This window comes from Pseudomonas sp. Marseille-Q0931, from assembly GCF_940789645.1.
In the GTDB taxonomy this organism is placed as follows: Bacteria; Pseudomonadota; Gammaproteobacteria; order Pseudomonadales; family Pseudomonadaceae; genus Aquipseudomonas.
In genome coordinates this window covers 1,103,413-1,118,396 of sequence record NZ_CALNWT010000001.1, presented here as the reverse complement: position 1 = coordinate 1,118,396, position 14,984 = coordinate 1,103,413, and the positions used below count along the sequence as shown (strand labels likewise).

Annotated in this window: 11 protein-coding genes; 5 read left to right on the top strand and 6 right to left on the bottom strand. The window is 62.5% G+C overall.

From position 1 onward, the window contains the following. Positions 1–91: 91 nt before the first annotated feature. Positions 92–1,132, bottom strand: a complete 1,041-nt coding sequence (locus tag P3C50_RS05365; RefSeq protein WP_275545154.1) for an RNA methyltransferase — start codon at positions 1,130–1,132, stop codon at positions 92–94. A 45-nt stretch (positions 1,133–1,177) separates the two neighbouring features. Beyond that, complete coding sequence (locus P3C50_RS05360; RefSeq protein ID WP_275545153.1) at positions 1,178–2,917, bottom strand: N-acyl-D-amino-acid deacylase family protein; 1,740 nt, start codon at positions 2,915–2,917, stop codon at positions 1,178–1,180. A 114-nt stretch (positions 2,918–3,031) separates the two neighbouring features. Here P3C50_RS05360 and P3C50_RS05355 point away from each other — a divergent pair, with 114 nt between their 5' ends. Continuing rightward, a complete protein-coding gene (locus tag P3C50_RS05355; RefSeq protein WP_275545152.1) occupies positions 3,032–4,036 on the top strand; it encodes an AraC family transcriptional regulator in 1,005 nt (334 codons plus the stop codon). 11 nt (positions 4,037–4,047) lie between these two features. Here the strand turns inward: P3C50_RS05355 and P3C50_RS05350 are convergent, their stop codons facing one another. Continuing rightward, positions 4,048–5,094, bottom strand: coding sequence for a DUF5924 family protein (locus P3C50_RS05350; protein WP_275545151.1), 1,047 nt, complete (start codon positions 5,092–5,094; stop codon positions 4,048–4,050). Positions 5,095–5,233: 139 nt separating this feature from the next. Between P3C50_RS05350 and P3C50_RS05345 the strand changes: the two genes are divergently transcribed. Beyond that, positions 5,234–5,527 carry a DUF1883 domain-containing protein gene (locus tag P3C50_RS05345; RefSeq protein WP_013715667.1) on the top strand — a complete coding sequence of 98 codons (294 nt, stop codon included), beginning with the start codon at positions 5,234–5,236 and terminating at the stop codon, positions 5,525–5,527. Between the two features lie 231 nt (positions 5,528–5,758). Here the strand turns inward: P3C50_RS05345 and osmE are convergent, their stop codons facing one another. Together osmE and metH are read right to left on the bottom strand one after the other, a co-directional pair. Then, complete coding sequence (osmE, locus tag P3C50_RS05340; protein ID WP_197855748.1) at positions 5,759–6,094, bottom strand: osmotically-inducible lipoprotein OsmE; 336 nt, start codon at positions 6,092–6,094, stop codon at positions 5,759–5,761. Between the two features lie 568 nt (positions 6,095–6,662). Then, complete coding sequence (gene metH, locus P3C50_RS05335; protein ID WP_275545150.1) at positions 6,663–10,373, bottom strand: methionine synthase; 3,711 nt, start codon at positions 10,371–10,373, stop codon at positions 6,663–6,665. Between the two features lie 151 nt (positions 10,374–10,524). On the opposite strand from metH, the gene P3C50_RS05330 reads away from it, so the two are divergent. The 3 genes from P3C50_RS05330 to nfuA all read left to right on the top strand — a co-directional run bounded on the left by P3C50_RS05330 (position 10,525) and on the right by nfuA (position 14,643). After that, the gene (locus P3C50_RS05330) at positions 10,525–12,801 is read left to right on the top strand and encodes a fatty acid cis/trans isomerase (protein WP_275545149.1); all 2,277 of its coding nucleotides are present in this window, start codon (positions 10,525–10,527) and stop codon (positions 12,799–12,801) included. Positions 12,802–12,969: 168 nt separating this feature from the next. Beyond that, positions 12,970–13,992 (top strand): acyltransferase family protein, encoded by a 1,023-nt coding sequence (locus P3C50_RS05325; RefSeq protein WP_275545148.1) that lies wholly within the window; start codon positions 12,970–12,972, stop codon positions 13,990–13,992. A gap of 66 nt (positions 13,993–14,058) precedes the next feature. Next, positions 14,059–14,643: a Fe-S biogenesis protein NfuA gene (gene nfuA, locus P3C50_RS05320; protein ID WP_197855744.1), complete on the top strand. Its 585-nt coding sequence runs from the start codon at positions 14,059–14,061 to the stop codon at positions 14,641–14,643. A 52-nt stretch (positions 14,644–14,695) separates the two neighbouring features. Here the strand turns inward: nfuA and P3C50_RS05315 are convergent, their stop codons facing one another. Further along, positions 14,696–14,923: a DUF1272 domain-containing protein gene (locus P3C50_RS05315; RefSeq protein ID WP_275545147.1), complete on the bottom strand. Its 228-nt coding sequence runs from the start codon at positions 14,921–14,923 to the stop codon at positions 14,696–14,698. Positions 14,924–14,984: the final 61 nt, after the last annotated feature.

Sequence of the window (14,984 nt, the reverse complement as noted above, 5' to 3'; positions counted from 1 at the left end):
TACAAACCTAGTACAGTGCTGGCTTTTTGCCTGCTGGACGTGCGGTCTCTCTGTACGTTTCTTATCGGTTGGCAGCCGCCATTCTTGAGCCTCAGCCGCGATTTCGATGCAATCGGCTGGTATTGATCACGTCCACCGCACGGGCGCGCAGTTGCCCGCAACCACCGTCGACATCCTGGCCGGCCGAGTTGCGCACCTTGGTCAGCACGCCGCGGCTGTGCAGGTAGCGCACCATTTCGACGATGCGCTCGCCGTCCGGGCGCTGGTATTCGTCGGCTTCCAGGCTGTTGTAGGGGATCAGGTTGAGCACGGCGAACTTGCCCCTGAACAGGCGCAGGATGTTGTCCATTTCCTGCTGGCTGTCGTTGATGCCCTTGAGCAGCGTCCACTGATACTGAATCGGGTAATCGATGCTGCGGGCATAGGCTTCGCCCAGTTCCATCAGCTGCTCGGGATCGATGCGCGGCGCTCTGGGCAGCAGGCGTTGACGCAGCTCGGCGTCGGTGGTGTGCAGCGACAGAGCCAGGGCAGGGCGCACGCGCTGCTTGGGCAGGCGCTCGAAGACACGGGGATCGCCAACCGTGGAAAACACCAGGTTACGATGGCCGATGCCGCCCTCGGTGCCGAGCAGGTCGATGGCCTCGAGCACGTTGTCGAGGTTGTGGGCGGGCTCGCCCATGCCCATGAACACCACTTTCTTCACTGCGCGACGGCGACGGCCCAACACCACCTGAGCGACCATCTCGGCACTACTGAGCTGGCGCAGCAGACCGCTCTTGCCGGTCATGCAGAAGGTGCAGCCGACGGCGCAACCGACCTGGCTGGAGATGCACAGGCCGTCGCGCGGCAGCAGAACGCTTTCGACCATCTGCCGGTCGGCCAGCTCTACCAGCAGGCGCGATGAGCCGTCAGCGCCCGGGTGTTCGGTGCTGACCCGGGCCAGTGCTTCGAGGCTGGCGGCGATGGCGGGCAGCCCCTCACGCACCGTCAGCGGCAGGAAATTCTCGGTCTTCTGGTGCTTGGTGCCGGTATCCAGCGCCTTGCCCTGCAGCCAGGCACGGGTGATGCGCCCGATATGCTGGGGTTTGGCGCCGAGGTCGGCGAGGCGTTGGTTGAGTTCGGAGAGTTGCATGGGGCGCGCATGCTACCACCGCGACGCGCCCATGCGTAGGCCGTTTCAGCGCGCCGCGAGGAACTGGCCAAAACCGCGTTCGCGGCCCAGTTCAGGGACGATACGCTCGTCGTCCACGGCCAGTTTGCCATTGATCAGCACATGGCTGACGCAGCCGGGATTGCGACAGACCATGCGCTGGATGCCGAAGCCCTGCATCTCGTCCCAGTTTTCCCGCTCCAGGTTCTGTTGCAGCCCGGCGGGATCGATCAGCACCAGGTCGGCGCGGTCTCCCTGGCGAATGTAACCCGCCTCGATGCCGAGCCAATCTGCTTGTTCGCCGGTCAGGCGGTGCACCGCCCGCTCCAGGCTCATCACCGGCTGGCCGTCGTCGTGACTGTCCTTGACCAGCTTGAGGAAACGCAGCGGCAGGTTGTAGAAGGCCATGTTGCGAATATGCGCGCCGGCGTCGGAGAAGGTGATCAGCGTATGCGGGCTGCGTACCATCTGCCGCAGCTTGTCCTGGCGATGATTGCCGATCACGGTGAACCAGCGCAGCTGGCGGCCGTATTGCACCACCATGTCGAGGAACAGGTCGACCACGTGCAGGCCGCGCTCGCGGGCGACATCGGCGAAGTTCCTGCCGACCAGCGAGGTGTCCGGGCATCCGAGAATCACGGCATCGCCGAAATCGCGCTGCCAGACCCGCGGCGACAGCTTGTCAGCGTAGTACTTGCGGAAGGTGCGGCGGTACTGCTCGTTCTGCAGCAGCAGATTGCGCTCGATCTGATCCTTGACATCCAGCGCCATCTCGCCGGCGCCGAACTCTTCGAACAGGACGATATCCATGCCGTCGGCGTAGATGGCGAAGGGTGTCGGCAAGAGTTGCCAGCGAAAATCGCCGCCGAGGCGGTTGGTCAGCCAGGCCGAGAAGCGGGCGAGCAGTGCCAGGCTGCGGTTGCCCTTGAGGTCGAGCAGGGAAATCAGCGTGGTCTTCAACGGCTTGCGCAGCAGGCCGATGGCTTCGCTGATGTACTGGGTGATCTGCAGCGGGTTGGCAGCATTGGGTGCGCCCTGGTGTACCCGCCCGCGCTGGCGCAGCAGACGATTGAGGCGGCGCACTTCACGCCAACGGGCGTAGGTGCTGGGCAGGCTCTTCGACCATTCGCGATCGCCGTCGATCTTGTCCCACTTCAGACACATAGTGGACAGGCCAAGGAAGCCGCAATCCAGCGCTTCGCTGAGAATGGCTTCCATACGCTGCAGCTCGGCTTCCTCCGGCACCACCTGGCGGTCGGTGGCACGATGCAGGCCCATCACAGCCACGCGCAGGTCGCTGTGGCCGAGAAAGCTGACCAGGTTCGGCCCCAGCGGATGCTGGTCGATGAACTCGCGCCATTGCCGCGGGCCGTTCCAGCGCTTGCGCTCACGCAGAATCGGCAACACCTTTTCGCGCGGTACGGTTTCCACGCGGGTGAAGATGTCTGACGCATCTTCGGCGTCGCTGCACACCATGCTCAAGGAGCAACTGCCCACCAGCACCGTGGTCACGCCGTGACGCACCGATTCGCTGAGGCTGGGCGCGACCATCAGCTCGGCATCGTAGTGGGTGTGGGTGTCGAGAAAACCGGGGGTGATCCATTTGCCCTGGGCATCGATGACCCGCTCGGCCAGGCTGGCGTCGAGCGGCTCGGCGCTGACCAGGCCGATGCGGCCACCCTTGATCGCCAGGCTGCGGATGGCGGAGGGAGCAGGGCTGCCGTCGAAGTAGCGGCCGCTCTGGATGATCAGATCGTATTGGGGCATGACGGAGGCCTCGGCTCTTGTTGTAGTGAGGCCAGACTAGGCGCCTGCTCAGTGCAAAACTTGTCATGACGCGACAGTGTTGGCATCTTCGAGCAATCTGCCAGGAGGGGCACCATGTCCGTTCGCTATGAGGTGCGCAGTGCTGCCCTGACCGGGCTGGAAGCCGAGGTGACCAGCTTGGGCGGCGATCTGCGTGTGATTCTTGCGCGCGTAGGCATGAGCGCCGATGCGCTGGACTATGGCGACGGCCTGATTCGCATCGAGCAGCTGATCCTCCTGCTGAACGAAGCGGCCGTGCAGCTGCAGTGTCCCGATCTGGGCTTGCGCGTAGCCAGCCATCAGGGGTTGGAAATGCTCGGGCTGTTGGGGCGCCTGCTGGTGCGCGAGCCTGACCTGCAGGCGGCCTTCACGGCGGCGCAGCGCTATCTGGCGCTGCACAACAAGGCCGAGCACTGGCAATTGTTGATGCTGGAAGGGCGTGTCCAGGTGCGACGTATCGAACATTTTTTTGCGATGGAGGGCGCGCAGCAGTACCGGGAGATGGCCATCGCCGCCTATGCGCGCCTGGTACGTGCGGTGGGCGGCGCCGACCTGCGCACGCTGCGCGTGGAATTCAGCCACAGCCCGGTGGCGCCGCGCATGCGCTATCGCCAGCATCTGGGTTGCGAGGTGCGCTTCGATCAGGAATACGACTGTCTGGTGTACGACGCCAGCATTCTGCAGCGCCCGGTGCTGGCCATGGCCTCAGATGATGCGCAGCGCCTCGAAGCGTCGCTGCGCGAACGCCTGGACAGTCTGCAGGACGATCTGGAGTTGCAGGTGCGCAGCCTGATCGTGCAGACCCTCGGCATGCGCCAGCATTCGCTCGGGCATATCGCCGAGCTGCTCGGCCTGCACCCACGAACCCTGCAGCGGCGCCTGCTCGGTGAGGGGCTGTGCTTCAAGCAACTGATGCATCAGGTGAAGATGGATACTGCAGGTTGGCAGGTGCGGGCATCGAACATGCCGCTGACGCTACTGGCCGACGTGCTCGGTTATGCCGACCAGGCGGCCTTCAGCACGGCCTTTCGCAATCACTTCGGCCAGTCGCCGTCGAGCTGGCGCAAGGCGCATCGCTGAAGGGGCGATTGCTAGAGCGCTGGCGTGGTGGACTCGCGCGGCGCTGCAGACACCACTTCGAAGCGCAGTACGCCAATCATCTGTCCGGCTTCGGTGACGACTCGCACCTGCCAGCGACCCTCGGGCGAGGCGGGGAAATTGAGCTTGTGTGTCCAGGCGCGATAGCCCTCCTTGCGTCCGCCGCTGATCTCCAGGGCGATGCGATCGACTTCCCGGCCGTTGTGCTGCCAGACGTGATAGATGCGCTCGTTGAGGCCGCGCGGGGCGTTGATCGAGGTGTAGGCGTAGAGCCCGTCATTACCCAGTTGCTGCGGCGTGATCCGCTTCAGGCTGACGCCAGGCGTGCGCTGCTCACCATCGAAGCGGTTGCTGATCGCCACTTCTGTCAGCCACAGCGTTGCCGGGGGCACCCACACGCGTCCCATCCAGCCGGCGCTGGCCATGGCCAGGGGCAGGGCGGCCAGCAGCAGAGTGCGGCGCCAGCCGGCGACACCGATCAGCCCCGGCAGGCTCGGTAGTGCCAGCAGCGTAGCGACCGCCAGGGCGATGCGGTAACTCTGCGGCGTGCTCAGGTGGAAGATGATCGGCAACGCGGTGAGCATCACCGCGAACAGCGCAAGGCTGTGAAAGGCCAGCAGCAGCCAGCGTCGTGGTGCCAGCCAGCGGTAGTAGATCGGATCGGTGATCGAGGCCAGCGCAGCGACCGCCAGCAGGCCACTGAACAGCAATTGCCCGCTGTTCCAGGTGGTGGTGATGAAGAAGAACGGCAGGACGAAGAACAGGCTCTCCTGATGGATCATCTGCGTGCCGTAGCGCAGCAATGGCAGCGGCAACTCGAAGCCGAAGCGCTGGGCTATGCGCTCGCGCAGCAGGTTCTCCAGGATCAGCCAGACCCAGCTGACCACCAGCACCACGCCCAGTACCTTGGCCAGATGCGCCTGGCGGTCGACCAAAAGAAAGCTGGCCAGTCCCGAGCAGAATCCGAACAGCGCAACCAGGCCGGGATAGCGCTTGAGCAGAGCAATCACAATGGGAATGCGGTCGAGCAGGGCTTTCATGTGGGCAGGGTGATGCAATGATGGGCGCGCATCCTAGGCAGCGCACGCGTTGGTTGCAAGCGCGTCGTCAGCTGCGCTGGCGATGCCGCGCCGCTTGCGGCACTATTGCGCCCCCGTTTCACCACCGAGTCCGAATACGATGAAATTCATCCATCAACGCGAGCATCTGGAAGAGGGCGATCTGGTGGTCATCCAGTGCTCGCAACCGTGCAACATCCGCCTGATGAACGATGCCAACTTTCGCGCCTTCAGGAACCGTGGCCGACACAGTTACCACGGCGGCGCCTTCATCAAATTTCCTGCGAAGATCCGCGTACCCTCCAGCGGCTTCTGGAACATCACCCTGGATACCGTCAGCCGGCGTGCCGTGAGCATGACGCGCAAGCCGCAGATGGAATACAGCATCAAGATTGTCCGTCGCCCTGGCGCCTGATGGTTGCTGCTGCAGCTGCGGATGGAGAAAAAAGCTAAACGCTGACGGCCGCTTCGTGGTCACAACTCCTGAATCCAGAAAAAGGAGAGTCAGCATGCTCAAGTTTCTAGGCGGCACCGTCGGCATCATTTTCATCATCGGCCTGATCGTGGTGATCGGGTTGTTCAAACTCATCTTCTAGGCCATCAGGCGATCCCATCAGCCCCGCTGCGTGCAGCGGGGCTGATTGCATCAGAGTCTTTTGCGCTGGTTGCCCTGGTGCTGCTCGCAGGTCATGAAGCCCTTGCTGTCGACCCGGCCGTTGACGTCGAAGTCCACGTAGTAGGGTTGTTCCAGACCATCGACATTCAGCACGTAGTTATTGCAGGTGCCGCCGGTAACGCTGTTGCGCTCTTCGGAAGAGGGCGGGCCGCCGAGGGTGCGTACCTGTTCCATGGTCATGCCGTGGTCTACCTGCTTGACCAGTGGCTCGTTGCGAAACGTCACGTAGTCGGCCGGATTCTCGATGGTCGAGCAACCGGTCATGGCGGCCGCTACGGCCAGTACTGCAAGGCTGTGCTTGTACATGTCATCGCTCCGTCGAATGAGCCGAAATGGCTCGACATGGGTTGGAGCGCTGTTGATGTATCGGAGTTCGTGTTTTTTCGATGATCGGCGCGCGCCGGGGCTTTCCTGATCGGCCAGGTTTTTGCGGTGCAATTCGCGAAAGTTATCGCGGACAAGTCCGCTCCCACAGAGAGGGGCAGCGTTGGCACAGTCACCTTGTGGGAGCGGACTCGTCCGCGAAGCTTGCGTCCTGCAGCGGCACGGGCTTGACCGAAGGGCCAGAACCCTGAGGCCTTATCAAGCGGCGGGTTGCACCCGCCCTACGTTTGCATCGCTTTTGAACCGCCGTGGATTGCAACCTGGCCACGAATGAAAAGAGCCCGCGATAGCGCAATGCTGTTCACATAAGAGACGGTGTAATGCGATCAGTCCCCTCGCCCCTCCGGGGAGAGGGTTAGGGAGAGGGGGAACTGGCGGTTTTGCATCGTTCCAGCCCTCTCCCCCAGCCCCTCTCCCATAAATGGGAGAGGGGAGCCAAGCGCGTACAACCTTAAGTGAACAGCGTTACGCGATAGCGGGCTCTTTCACATCAGTCGTCATAACCCAAGTTAGGCGCCAGCCAGCGCTCGGTGACGGCGAGGTCCTGGCCCTTGCGCTCGGTGTAACGCTCGATCTGATCCTTGTCGACCTTGCCGACGGCGAAGTATTGCGCCTCGGGGTGGGCGAAGTACCAGCCGGACACGGCGGCGGCCGGGAACATGGCGTAGTGCTCGGTAAGGAACACGCCGCTCATGCCGGCCTTGTTGTAGTCGGCCTCGGGGTCGAGCAGCTTGAACAGCGTGGCCTTCTCGGTGTGATCGGGGCAGGCCGGATAGCCGGGAGCCGGGCGGATGCCCTTGTACTGCTCGCGGATCAGCGCCTCGTTGTCCAGTTGCTCGTCCGCCGCGTAGCCCCAGTGCTCTTTGCGCACGCGCTCGTGCAGCCATTCGGCGCAGGCTTCGGCGAGACGGTCGGCCAGGGCCTTGACCATGATCGCGTTGTAGTCATCGCTCTTGTCCTGGTAAGCCTTGGCCACTTCCTCGGCGCCGATGCCGGCGGTGGTGATAAAACCACCCACATAATCCGTAACGCCGCTTTCCTTGGGCGCAACGAAGTCGGCCAGGGACAGGTTCGGCTTGCCATCCGGCTTGATGGTCTGCTGACGCAGGTGGTGCAGGGTGGCGAGTTGCTCGCCGTTGTCGCCGTAGACTTCGATATCGTCGTCACGCACCTGATTGGCCGGCCAGAAACCGAACACGGCGCGGGCCTTGATCAGTTTCTCGTCGATCAGCTTGCGCAGCATCGCCTGGGCATCGTTGAACAGGCTGGTGGCCGCCTCACCGACCACTTCGTCGGTAAGGATGCGCGGGTATTTGCCGGCCAGGTCCCAGGAGATGAAGAACGGCGTCCAGTCGATGTACTCGGCCAGTACGTTGAGGTCGATATCGTCGAGCACTTTGGCGCCGGTGAAGCTCGGTTGCGGTGCACTATAGCCGGCCCAGTCGAACTTCGGCTTGTTGGCGATGGCGTTTTCGTAGCTCAAGCGCTCGGTGCGGGTCGCCCGGGCGGCGGTGCGCTCACGCACTACCACGTATTCGTCACGGGTCTTGCGCACGAAGTCGGGTTTGAGCTCCTTGGACAGCAGTTGGGTCGCCACGCCCACCGCGCGGGAAGCGTCGGTGACGTAGATCACCGCATCATTCTTGTACTGCGGGTCGATCTTCACCGCGGTGTGCGCCTTGGAAGTGGTCGCGCCGCCGATCATCAGGGGCAGGGTAAAGCCCTGGCGCTGCATTTCCTTGGCGACGTGGACCATTTCGTCCAGCGACGGGGTGATCAGCCCGGACAGGCCGATGATGTCGCACTTCTCGGCGATGGCGGTCTGCAGGATCTTCTCCGCCGGCACCATCACGCCCAGGTCAACGATGTCGTAGCCGTTACAGCCCAGCACCACGCCGACGATATTCTTGCCGATGTCGTGCACGTCGCCTTTCACGGTGGCCATAAGGATCTTGCCTTTGGCTTCCGGCTTGTCACCTTTCTCGGCTTCGATGAAGGGAATCAGATGCGCCACGGCCTGCTTCATCACGCGGGCCGATTTGACCACCTGGGGCAGGAACATCTTGCCCGAGCCGAACAGATCGCCGACCACGTTCATGCCGCTCATCAACGGGCCTTCGATGACCTCGATGGGTCGCGCGCATTGCTGGCGGCACTCTTCGGTGTCCTCGACGATAAAGGCGGTGATGCCCTTGACCAGCGCATGCTCCAGGCGCTTTTCGACCGGCAGCGAGCGCCACTCCTCGTTCTCGACTTCCTTGGCGGCGCCGTCGCCCTTGTACTTGTCGGCGATGGCCAACAGCGCCTCGGTAGCGCCGTCGTTACGGTTGAGCACCACGTCCTCGACCGCGTCGCGCAGCTCCTTGGGGATCTCGTCGTAGATCTCCAACTGACCGGCGTTGACGATGCCCATGGAGAGGCCGTTCTGGATGGCGTAGTAGAGGAATACCGAGTGGATCGCTTCGCGCACCGGGTTGTTGCCGCGGAACGAGAAGGACACGTTGGACACGCCGCCCGAACTCAGTGCATACGGCAGCTGGTCACGGATGTAGGCGCAGGCTTCGATGAAGTCCACCGCGTAGTTGTTGTGTTCCTCGATGCCGGTGGCGACGGCGAAGATGTTCGGGTCGAAGATGATGTCTTCCGGCGGGAAGCCCACTTCGTTGACCAGGATGTCGTAGCTGCGCTGGCAGATTTCCTTCTTGCGCGCGGCGGTATCGGCCTGGCCGACCTCGTCGAAGGCCATCACTACCACGGCGGCGCCATAGCGCTTGCACAGCTTGGCGTGGTGCTTGAACTGCTCGACGCCTTCCTTCATGGAGATCGAGTTGACGATGCCCTTGCCCTGGATGCACTTCAGGCCCGCTTCGATAACTTCCCACTTGGAGGAGTCGATCATGATCGGCACGCGGGAAATGTCCGGCTCGCCAGCGATCAGGTTGAGGAACCTGACCATGGCGGCCTTCGAGTCGAGCATCCCCTCGTCCATGTTGATGTCGATCACCTGGGCGCCGGCTTCCACCTGCTGCAGGGCGACTTCCAGGGCCTCGGTGTAGTTCTCCTCGCGGATCAGCCGGGCGAACTTGGCGGAACCTGTGATGTTGGTGCGCTCGCCGACGTTGACGAACAACGACTGGCGATCGATGGTGAAGGGCTCCAGGCCCGACAGGCGGCAGGCCTTGGGAATGTCCGGAATCGGGCGCGGCTGGTATTTGGCGACCGCCTCGGCGATGGCCTGGATATGCCCCGGCGTGGTGCCGCAGCAGCCGCCGATGATGTTCAGCAGGCCCGACGCGGCGAATTCCTCAACCACCTCGGCCATCTGCGCCGGGGTTTCGTCGTATTCACCAAAGGCATTGGGCAGGCCGGCGTTGGGGTGCGCGGACACGTACGTGCCGGCCTTGGCCGCCAGCTCTGCCAGGTAAGGGCGCAGTTCCTTGGCACCGAGGGCGCAGTTCAGGCCCACGGAAATCGGCTTGGCGTGGGCCACCGAGTTCCAGAAGGCTTCGGTGGTCTGACCGGACAGGGTGCGGCCGGAGGCGTCAGTGATGGTGCCGGAGATCATGATCGGCAGTTCGACGCCGTCCTCGTCGAACACCTGCTGCACGGCGAAGATCGCCGCCTTGGCGTTGAGCGTGTCGAAGATGGTTTCGATCAGGATCAGGTCGGCGCCGCCCTCGATCAGGCCGCGGGTCGCTTCGGTGTAGTTCTCCACCAACTCGTCGAAGGTGACGTTGCGGTAGCCGGGGTCGTTGACGTCCGGGGAGATCGAGCAGGTACGGCTGGTCGGGCCGAGCACGCCGGCGACGAAGCGCGGACGATCAGGAGTTTCCAGGGTCTTGGCGTCGGCCACTTCGCGGGCCACACGGGCGCCAGCGACGTTCAGCTCATAGACCAGCGACTCCATGTCGTAGTCGGCCTGGGACACCTGGGTGGCGTTGAAGGTGTTGGTTTCCAGGATGTCGGCGCCGGCATCCAGGTAGGCCTTTTCGATGGCGGCGATGATCTGCGGCTGAGTCAGCAGTAGCAGGTCATTGTTGCCCTTGACGTCGCTCGGCCAGTCGGCGAAGCGCTCGCCGCGGTAGTCGGCTTCTTCGAGCTTGTAGCTCTGGATCATGGTGCCCATGCCGCCGTCGAGGATCAGGATGCGCTCCTTCAGGGCTTGCTGGAGGGCTTGGAGGCGGGCGCTGCGATCGGACATGAGAACTACCTGAGCAAAGCGGGAACAAAGGTGCGCGATGATAGCAAAGCTGCAGGGCTCTGGAGCGCCGCGAGCCTTTCCATGAATTTCATTCATGTTGCGGAGGGCGCCGTCTCGTTAGAATTGCCGCTTCGCAATAAAGGACGTGGTCATGTTCAAGCCCGCTGCACTGTTGTTTCTTTCCTTCGCAGCCGGCCTGGCCCGTGCCGATGCCGTCTCCTATATCGATGACGTCCAGCCCATCCTTACCCACAAGTGCGTGGCGTGCCATACCTGCTACGACGCACCTTGCCAGCTCAACCTCGGCAGTGGCGAGGGCGTCCTGCGTGGCGTCAGCAAACAGCTGGTCTACGACGGCACGCGGACCAAGGCGCAAGCCACCACACGGTTGTATCTGGACGCGCAAGGCGAGGCGGCCTGGCGTCAGCGCGATTTCCATTCGGTGCTTGACGGTGAAAACGGCCAGGCCGCGCTGATCAAGCGCATGCTGGAGCTGGGTCGTAGCGAGCCAGTCGAACCCAACGCCAAGCTCCCTGACGACCTCGATATCGCCATCACCCGCAGCAACAGTTGCCCACTGCCGGGCGAGTTCGCCGCCTATGCGCAGAAAAATCCCCATGGCGGCATGCCGTTCGCGGTGACCGGCCTGAACGATGACGAATACGCCACCCTGGAGCAGTGGCTGGCGCAGGGCGCGCCAGTGGCCGAGCAAGCGCTCAAGCCCAGCGCGGTCGAGTTGCGCCAGGTGCAGCAGTGGGAAAATTTCCTCAACGCCCCCGGTGCGCGACAGGACCTGGTCTCACGCTGGCTTTACGAGCACCTGTTCCTGGCGCATCTGCACTTCGAGGGTGGCGAGCCCGGGCACTTTTTCCAAATGGTTCGCTCGCGCACCCCGAGCGGCAAACCCATCGACCCCATCGCCACGCGCCGCCCGAACGATGATCCGGGCACCGAGTTCTACTATCGTCTGTGGCCGATCCAGGGCGTGATCGTGCACAAGACGCACATCACCTATCCGTTGGGCGAGGACAAACTGGCACGGGTCAAGGCGCTATTCTTCGGCGAAGAGTGGACGCTCGACGCGGTGCCGGGCTATGGCGCGCAGCGCCGCGCCAATCCGTTCGAAACCTTCGCTGCGATTCCGGCGCAGGCGCGTTATCAGTTCATGCTGGATAACGCCGAATACTTCGTGCGCACCTTTATCCGAGGCCCGGTGTGCCGCGGGCAGATCGCCACCGACGTGATTCGTGACAACTTCTGGGCGTTGTTCCAGGCGCCGGAGCACGATCTCTACATCACCGATGCCGAATTTCAACGTGAAGCCACGCCGCTTTTGGTCATGCCCGGCCAGGTCGATGAGATCGGCGATCTGCTGGGTCTGTGGCGTAACTACCGAGACAAGCGCAATGATTACGAGAATCTGCGCAAGGACGCTTACGCCGATGCGCCGCCGGCTGACTGGGCGCATATCTGGAGCGGCAACGACAATGCGTTGCTGTCGATCTTCCGCCAGCACGACAGTGCCTCGGTGCGCAAAGGCTTGCTCGGCGAGGTGCCGCAAACCCTCTGGTGGCTGGACTATCCGCTGCTGGAGCGCACCTACTACCAACTGGTGGTCAACTTCGATGTGTTCGGCAACGTCTCGCATCAGGCGCAGACGCGCCTGTACTTCGACCTGATCCGCAACGGTGCCGAGGTGAACTTTTTGCGCCTGTTGCCGGCAGGCTCGCGTGAGGCCTACCTGGACGACTGGTACCAGAACAGCGGCAAGCTGAAGATGCTGCTGGACTACACCTCGGTCGATCACCGCTCGCCGAGCGCCCTGGGCCTGACCGGCAAGGACCCGAAGAAGCAGTTCGCCGAGCAACTGCTGCAGCGCCATGCCAAGCTCAATGCGCGGCCCGATCCGATCAACCGCTGCTTGGGCGCGCACTGTTATCGCGATGGTCTGCCCAAGGAGCTGCAGCATGCCGAGCAGTCACTGTCGCGCCTGGCCAGTCGTCCGGCAGGGGGCTTGCGGGTGATCGATCAGTTGCCGGAAGCGACCATGCTGCGGGTGGAGCTGAGCGATGGTTCGCGCGAGATCTACAGCCTGCTGCGCAACCGCGCGCACAGCAACGTGGCCTTCATGCTGGGTGAGGAGCTGCGTTATCAGCCTCGCCTCGACACCCTGACCATCTATCCGGAAGTGCTGAGCAGCTATCCGAACTTTATGTTCAACGTGAAAGCCGGTGAGGTGGATGACTTCGTCAAACAGATGGAGGGCGTGCGCGACGCAAAATCCTTCGAGCGTATCGTCGAGCGCTGGGGCGTGCGCCGTAGCCATCCCGAGTTCTGGCGCTATTTCCACGATCTGGCCGAGCATATCCGTGAAACCCAGCCGCAGGAGGCGGGGGTACTGGATATGAACCGCTACCAGAACCTCTAGCGGAGCGCTGGAAGCAGCGCGCGGCTGACCGATGCCTGCGCGCTGCCTACAACCTGTCGCTCACTGTTGCTTCCGCCGACCTTTCTTCTACCGCTGCGGTCGGACCCTTTGGTTGCCAGATTTCAGGCAGCCCGGCTCGAACAGCGAAAAGGGGGCGATGGCGGTTTCATGCTGGTTTCAGTGCAGGCTTTACGGGCGTTGGCGGCCTGGGTTGTGGTGTTTCATCATGTCATGCAGGTGTTCTTCAATTTCAAGGCGGACAGTTTCGTCGGTCGGCTGTTTGCTGAAAGGGGCGCGGTTGGTGTCGACATCTTCTTCGTCATCAGCGGGTTGGTGATCTATCTGTCCACCCGGGGCAAGACGATCACGCCCTGGCGCTTCATGCTCAATCGTGTGCTGCGCATCGTCCCCGCCTACTGGCTCTACTCGTTGATCGCGGCTTTGATCATCGCCTTCGCCAATCCGGTGATGCCGGTGCAGGAGTTCGATCTGCATCATCTATTGCTCTCGCTGCTCTTCATCCCAGCGGAGAATCCTGGCGGCTTTGGCCTCTATCCGACGCTCAACGTCGGTTGGACGCTGAATTACGAGATGTACTTCTACCTGCTGTTCGCACTGGCCTTCATTGTCACTGAGCGTCTGCGCCTACTGTTCATCGTCCTGGCCCTGGCCGCTTTCAGTCTGCTGGCAACTCAGCCGTGGATGAGCGATTTCTACCGCAACAGCATCCTCTACGAGTTCATCTTCGGCATGCTCCTGGGTGTACTTTACAAGCGCGGCTGGATTCGCCAGGGATTTTGGCTGCCGCTGCTGGTAATCGCGGCTTCGCTGCTGACCATCTATCACTTCGACAGCTCCATGCGCCTGCTGCACTGGGGGCTGCCGAGCGCGTTGATCGTCGCTGCCTGTATCGCCATGGAGCCGTGGTTCAAGGGCAATCGGCTGCTGAGCCATCTAGGCGACTATTCCTACTCGGTCTACCTGCTGCACGTTATCGTCCTGTCGCTGGGCTGGTACCTGCAGGCCCGCCTCGATCTCTCGCCTGCGGTCGTCATCGCGGCCTGCGTACCGGTGATCGCCCTGGCGGCCTGGGCCAGTTATGAGCTGATCGAAAAGCGTTTCGTCGTTCACGCCAAAGTCTGGGTCGGGCAGCGAGCAGAGCGGGGAAGACTGCAGTCTTATCCTGAGTAAATTAGTAGGACTTTATTCGGGTCGCCACTTGGCGTACAATCCGCTGCATGACCGTGAGGAGTTGCCATGAGTGCCATCACCATTACCCAAGCTGCCGAAGACTACCTGGCCGAGCTGCTGAGCAAGCAGGACACCCCGGGTATCGGCATCCGCGTTTTCATCACCCAGCCAGGTACGCCTTATGCGGAAACCTGCATCGCTTACTGCAAGCCGGGTGAGCAGAAGCCTGAAGACACCGCCGTGGGTCTGGCCAGTTTCACTGCCTGGATCGATGGCATCAGCGAGCCTTTCCTGGAAGACGCTGTCGTCGACTACGCCACCGATCGCATGGGCGGCCAGCTGACCATCAAGGCGCCGAACGCAAAGGTGCCGATGGTCAATGAGGACAGCCCGCTGAACGAACGTATCAACTACTACCTGCAGACCGAGATCAATCCTGGTCTGGCCAGTCACGGTGGTCAGGTGACGCTGATCGACGTGGTCGACGAAGGCATCGCCGTGCTGCAGTTCGGTGGTGGTTGCCAGGGTTGTGGTCAGGCAGACTACACCCTCAAGGAAGGCATCGAGAAAACCCTTCTCGAGCGTATTCCCGAACTCAAGGGTGTGCGTGACGTGACCGACCACAGCAATCGCGAAAACGCCTACTACTGATAGGCGCTTTGCACATGAAAAGGGGCGACCGAGAGGTCGCCCCTTTTTCATTTCAGGCCTTGTGTACGCGTTTGCTGGAAGCAGGAAAGCGTTCGAGTTTTTCCGCAGGGCGGATCGGCCGCTTCACCAGTTCGCCGCCGCAGTTCGGGCAGCGTAGCCCAAGGGCCGTCTCGGCGCAGGAACGACAGAACGTGCACTCGAAGGAGCAGATCAGTGCGTCGGAACTGGCTGCCGGCAGATCGCAGTCGCAATTCTCGCAGTTGGGGCGTAGTTCAAGCATGGCGCTAGGCTCGGCACAGTGGGTGATTGCAGCAGTCTGCAGTCCCTCCAGGGCCAAACGC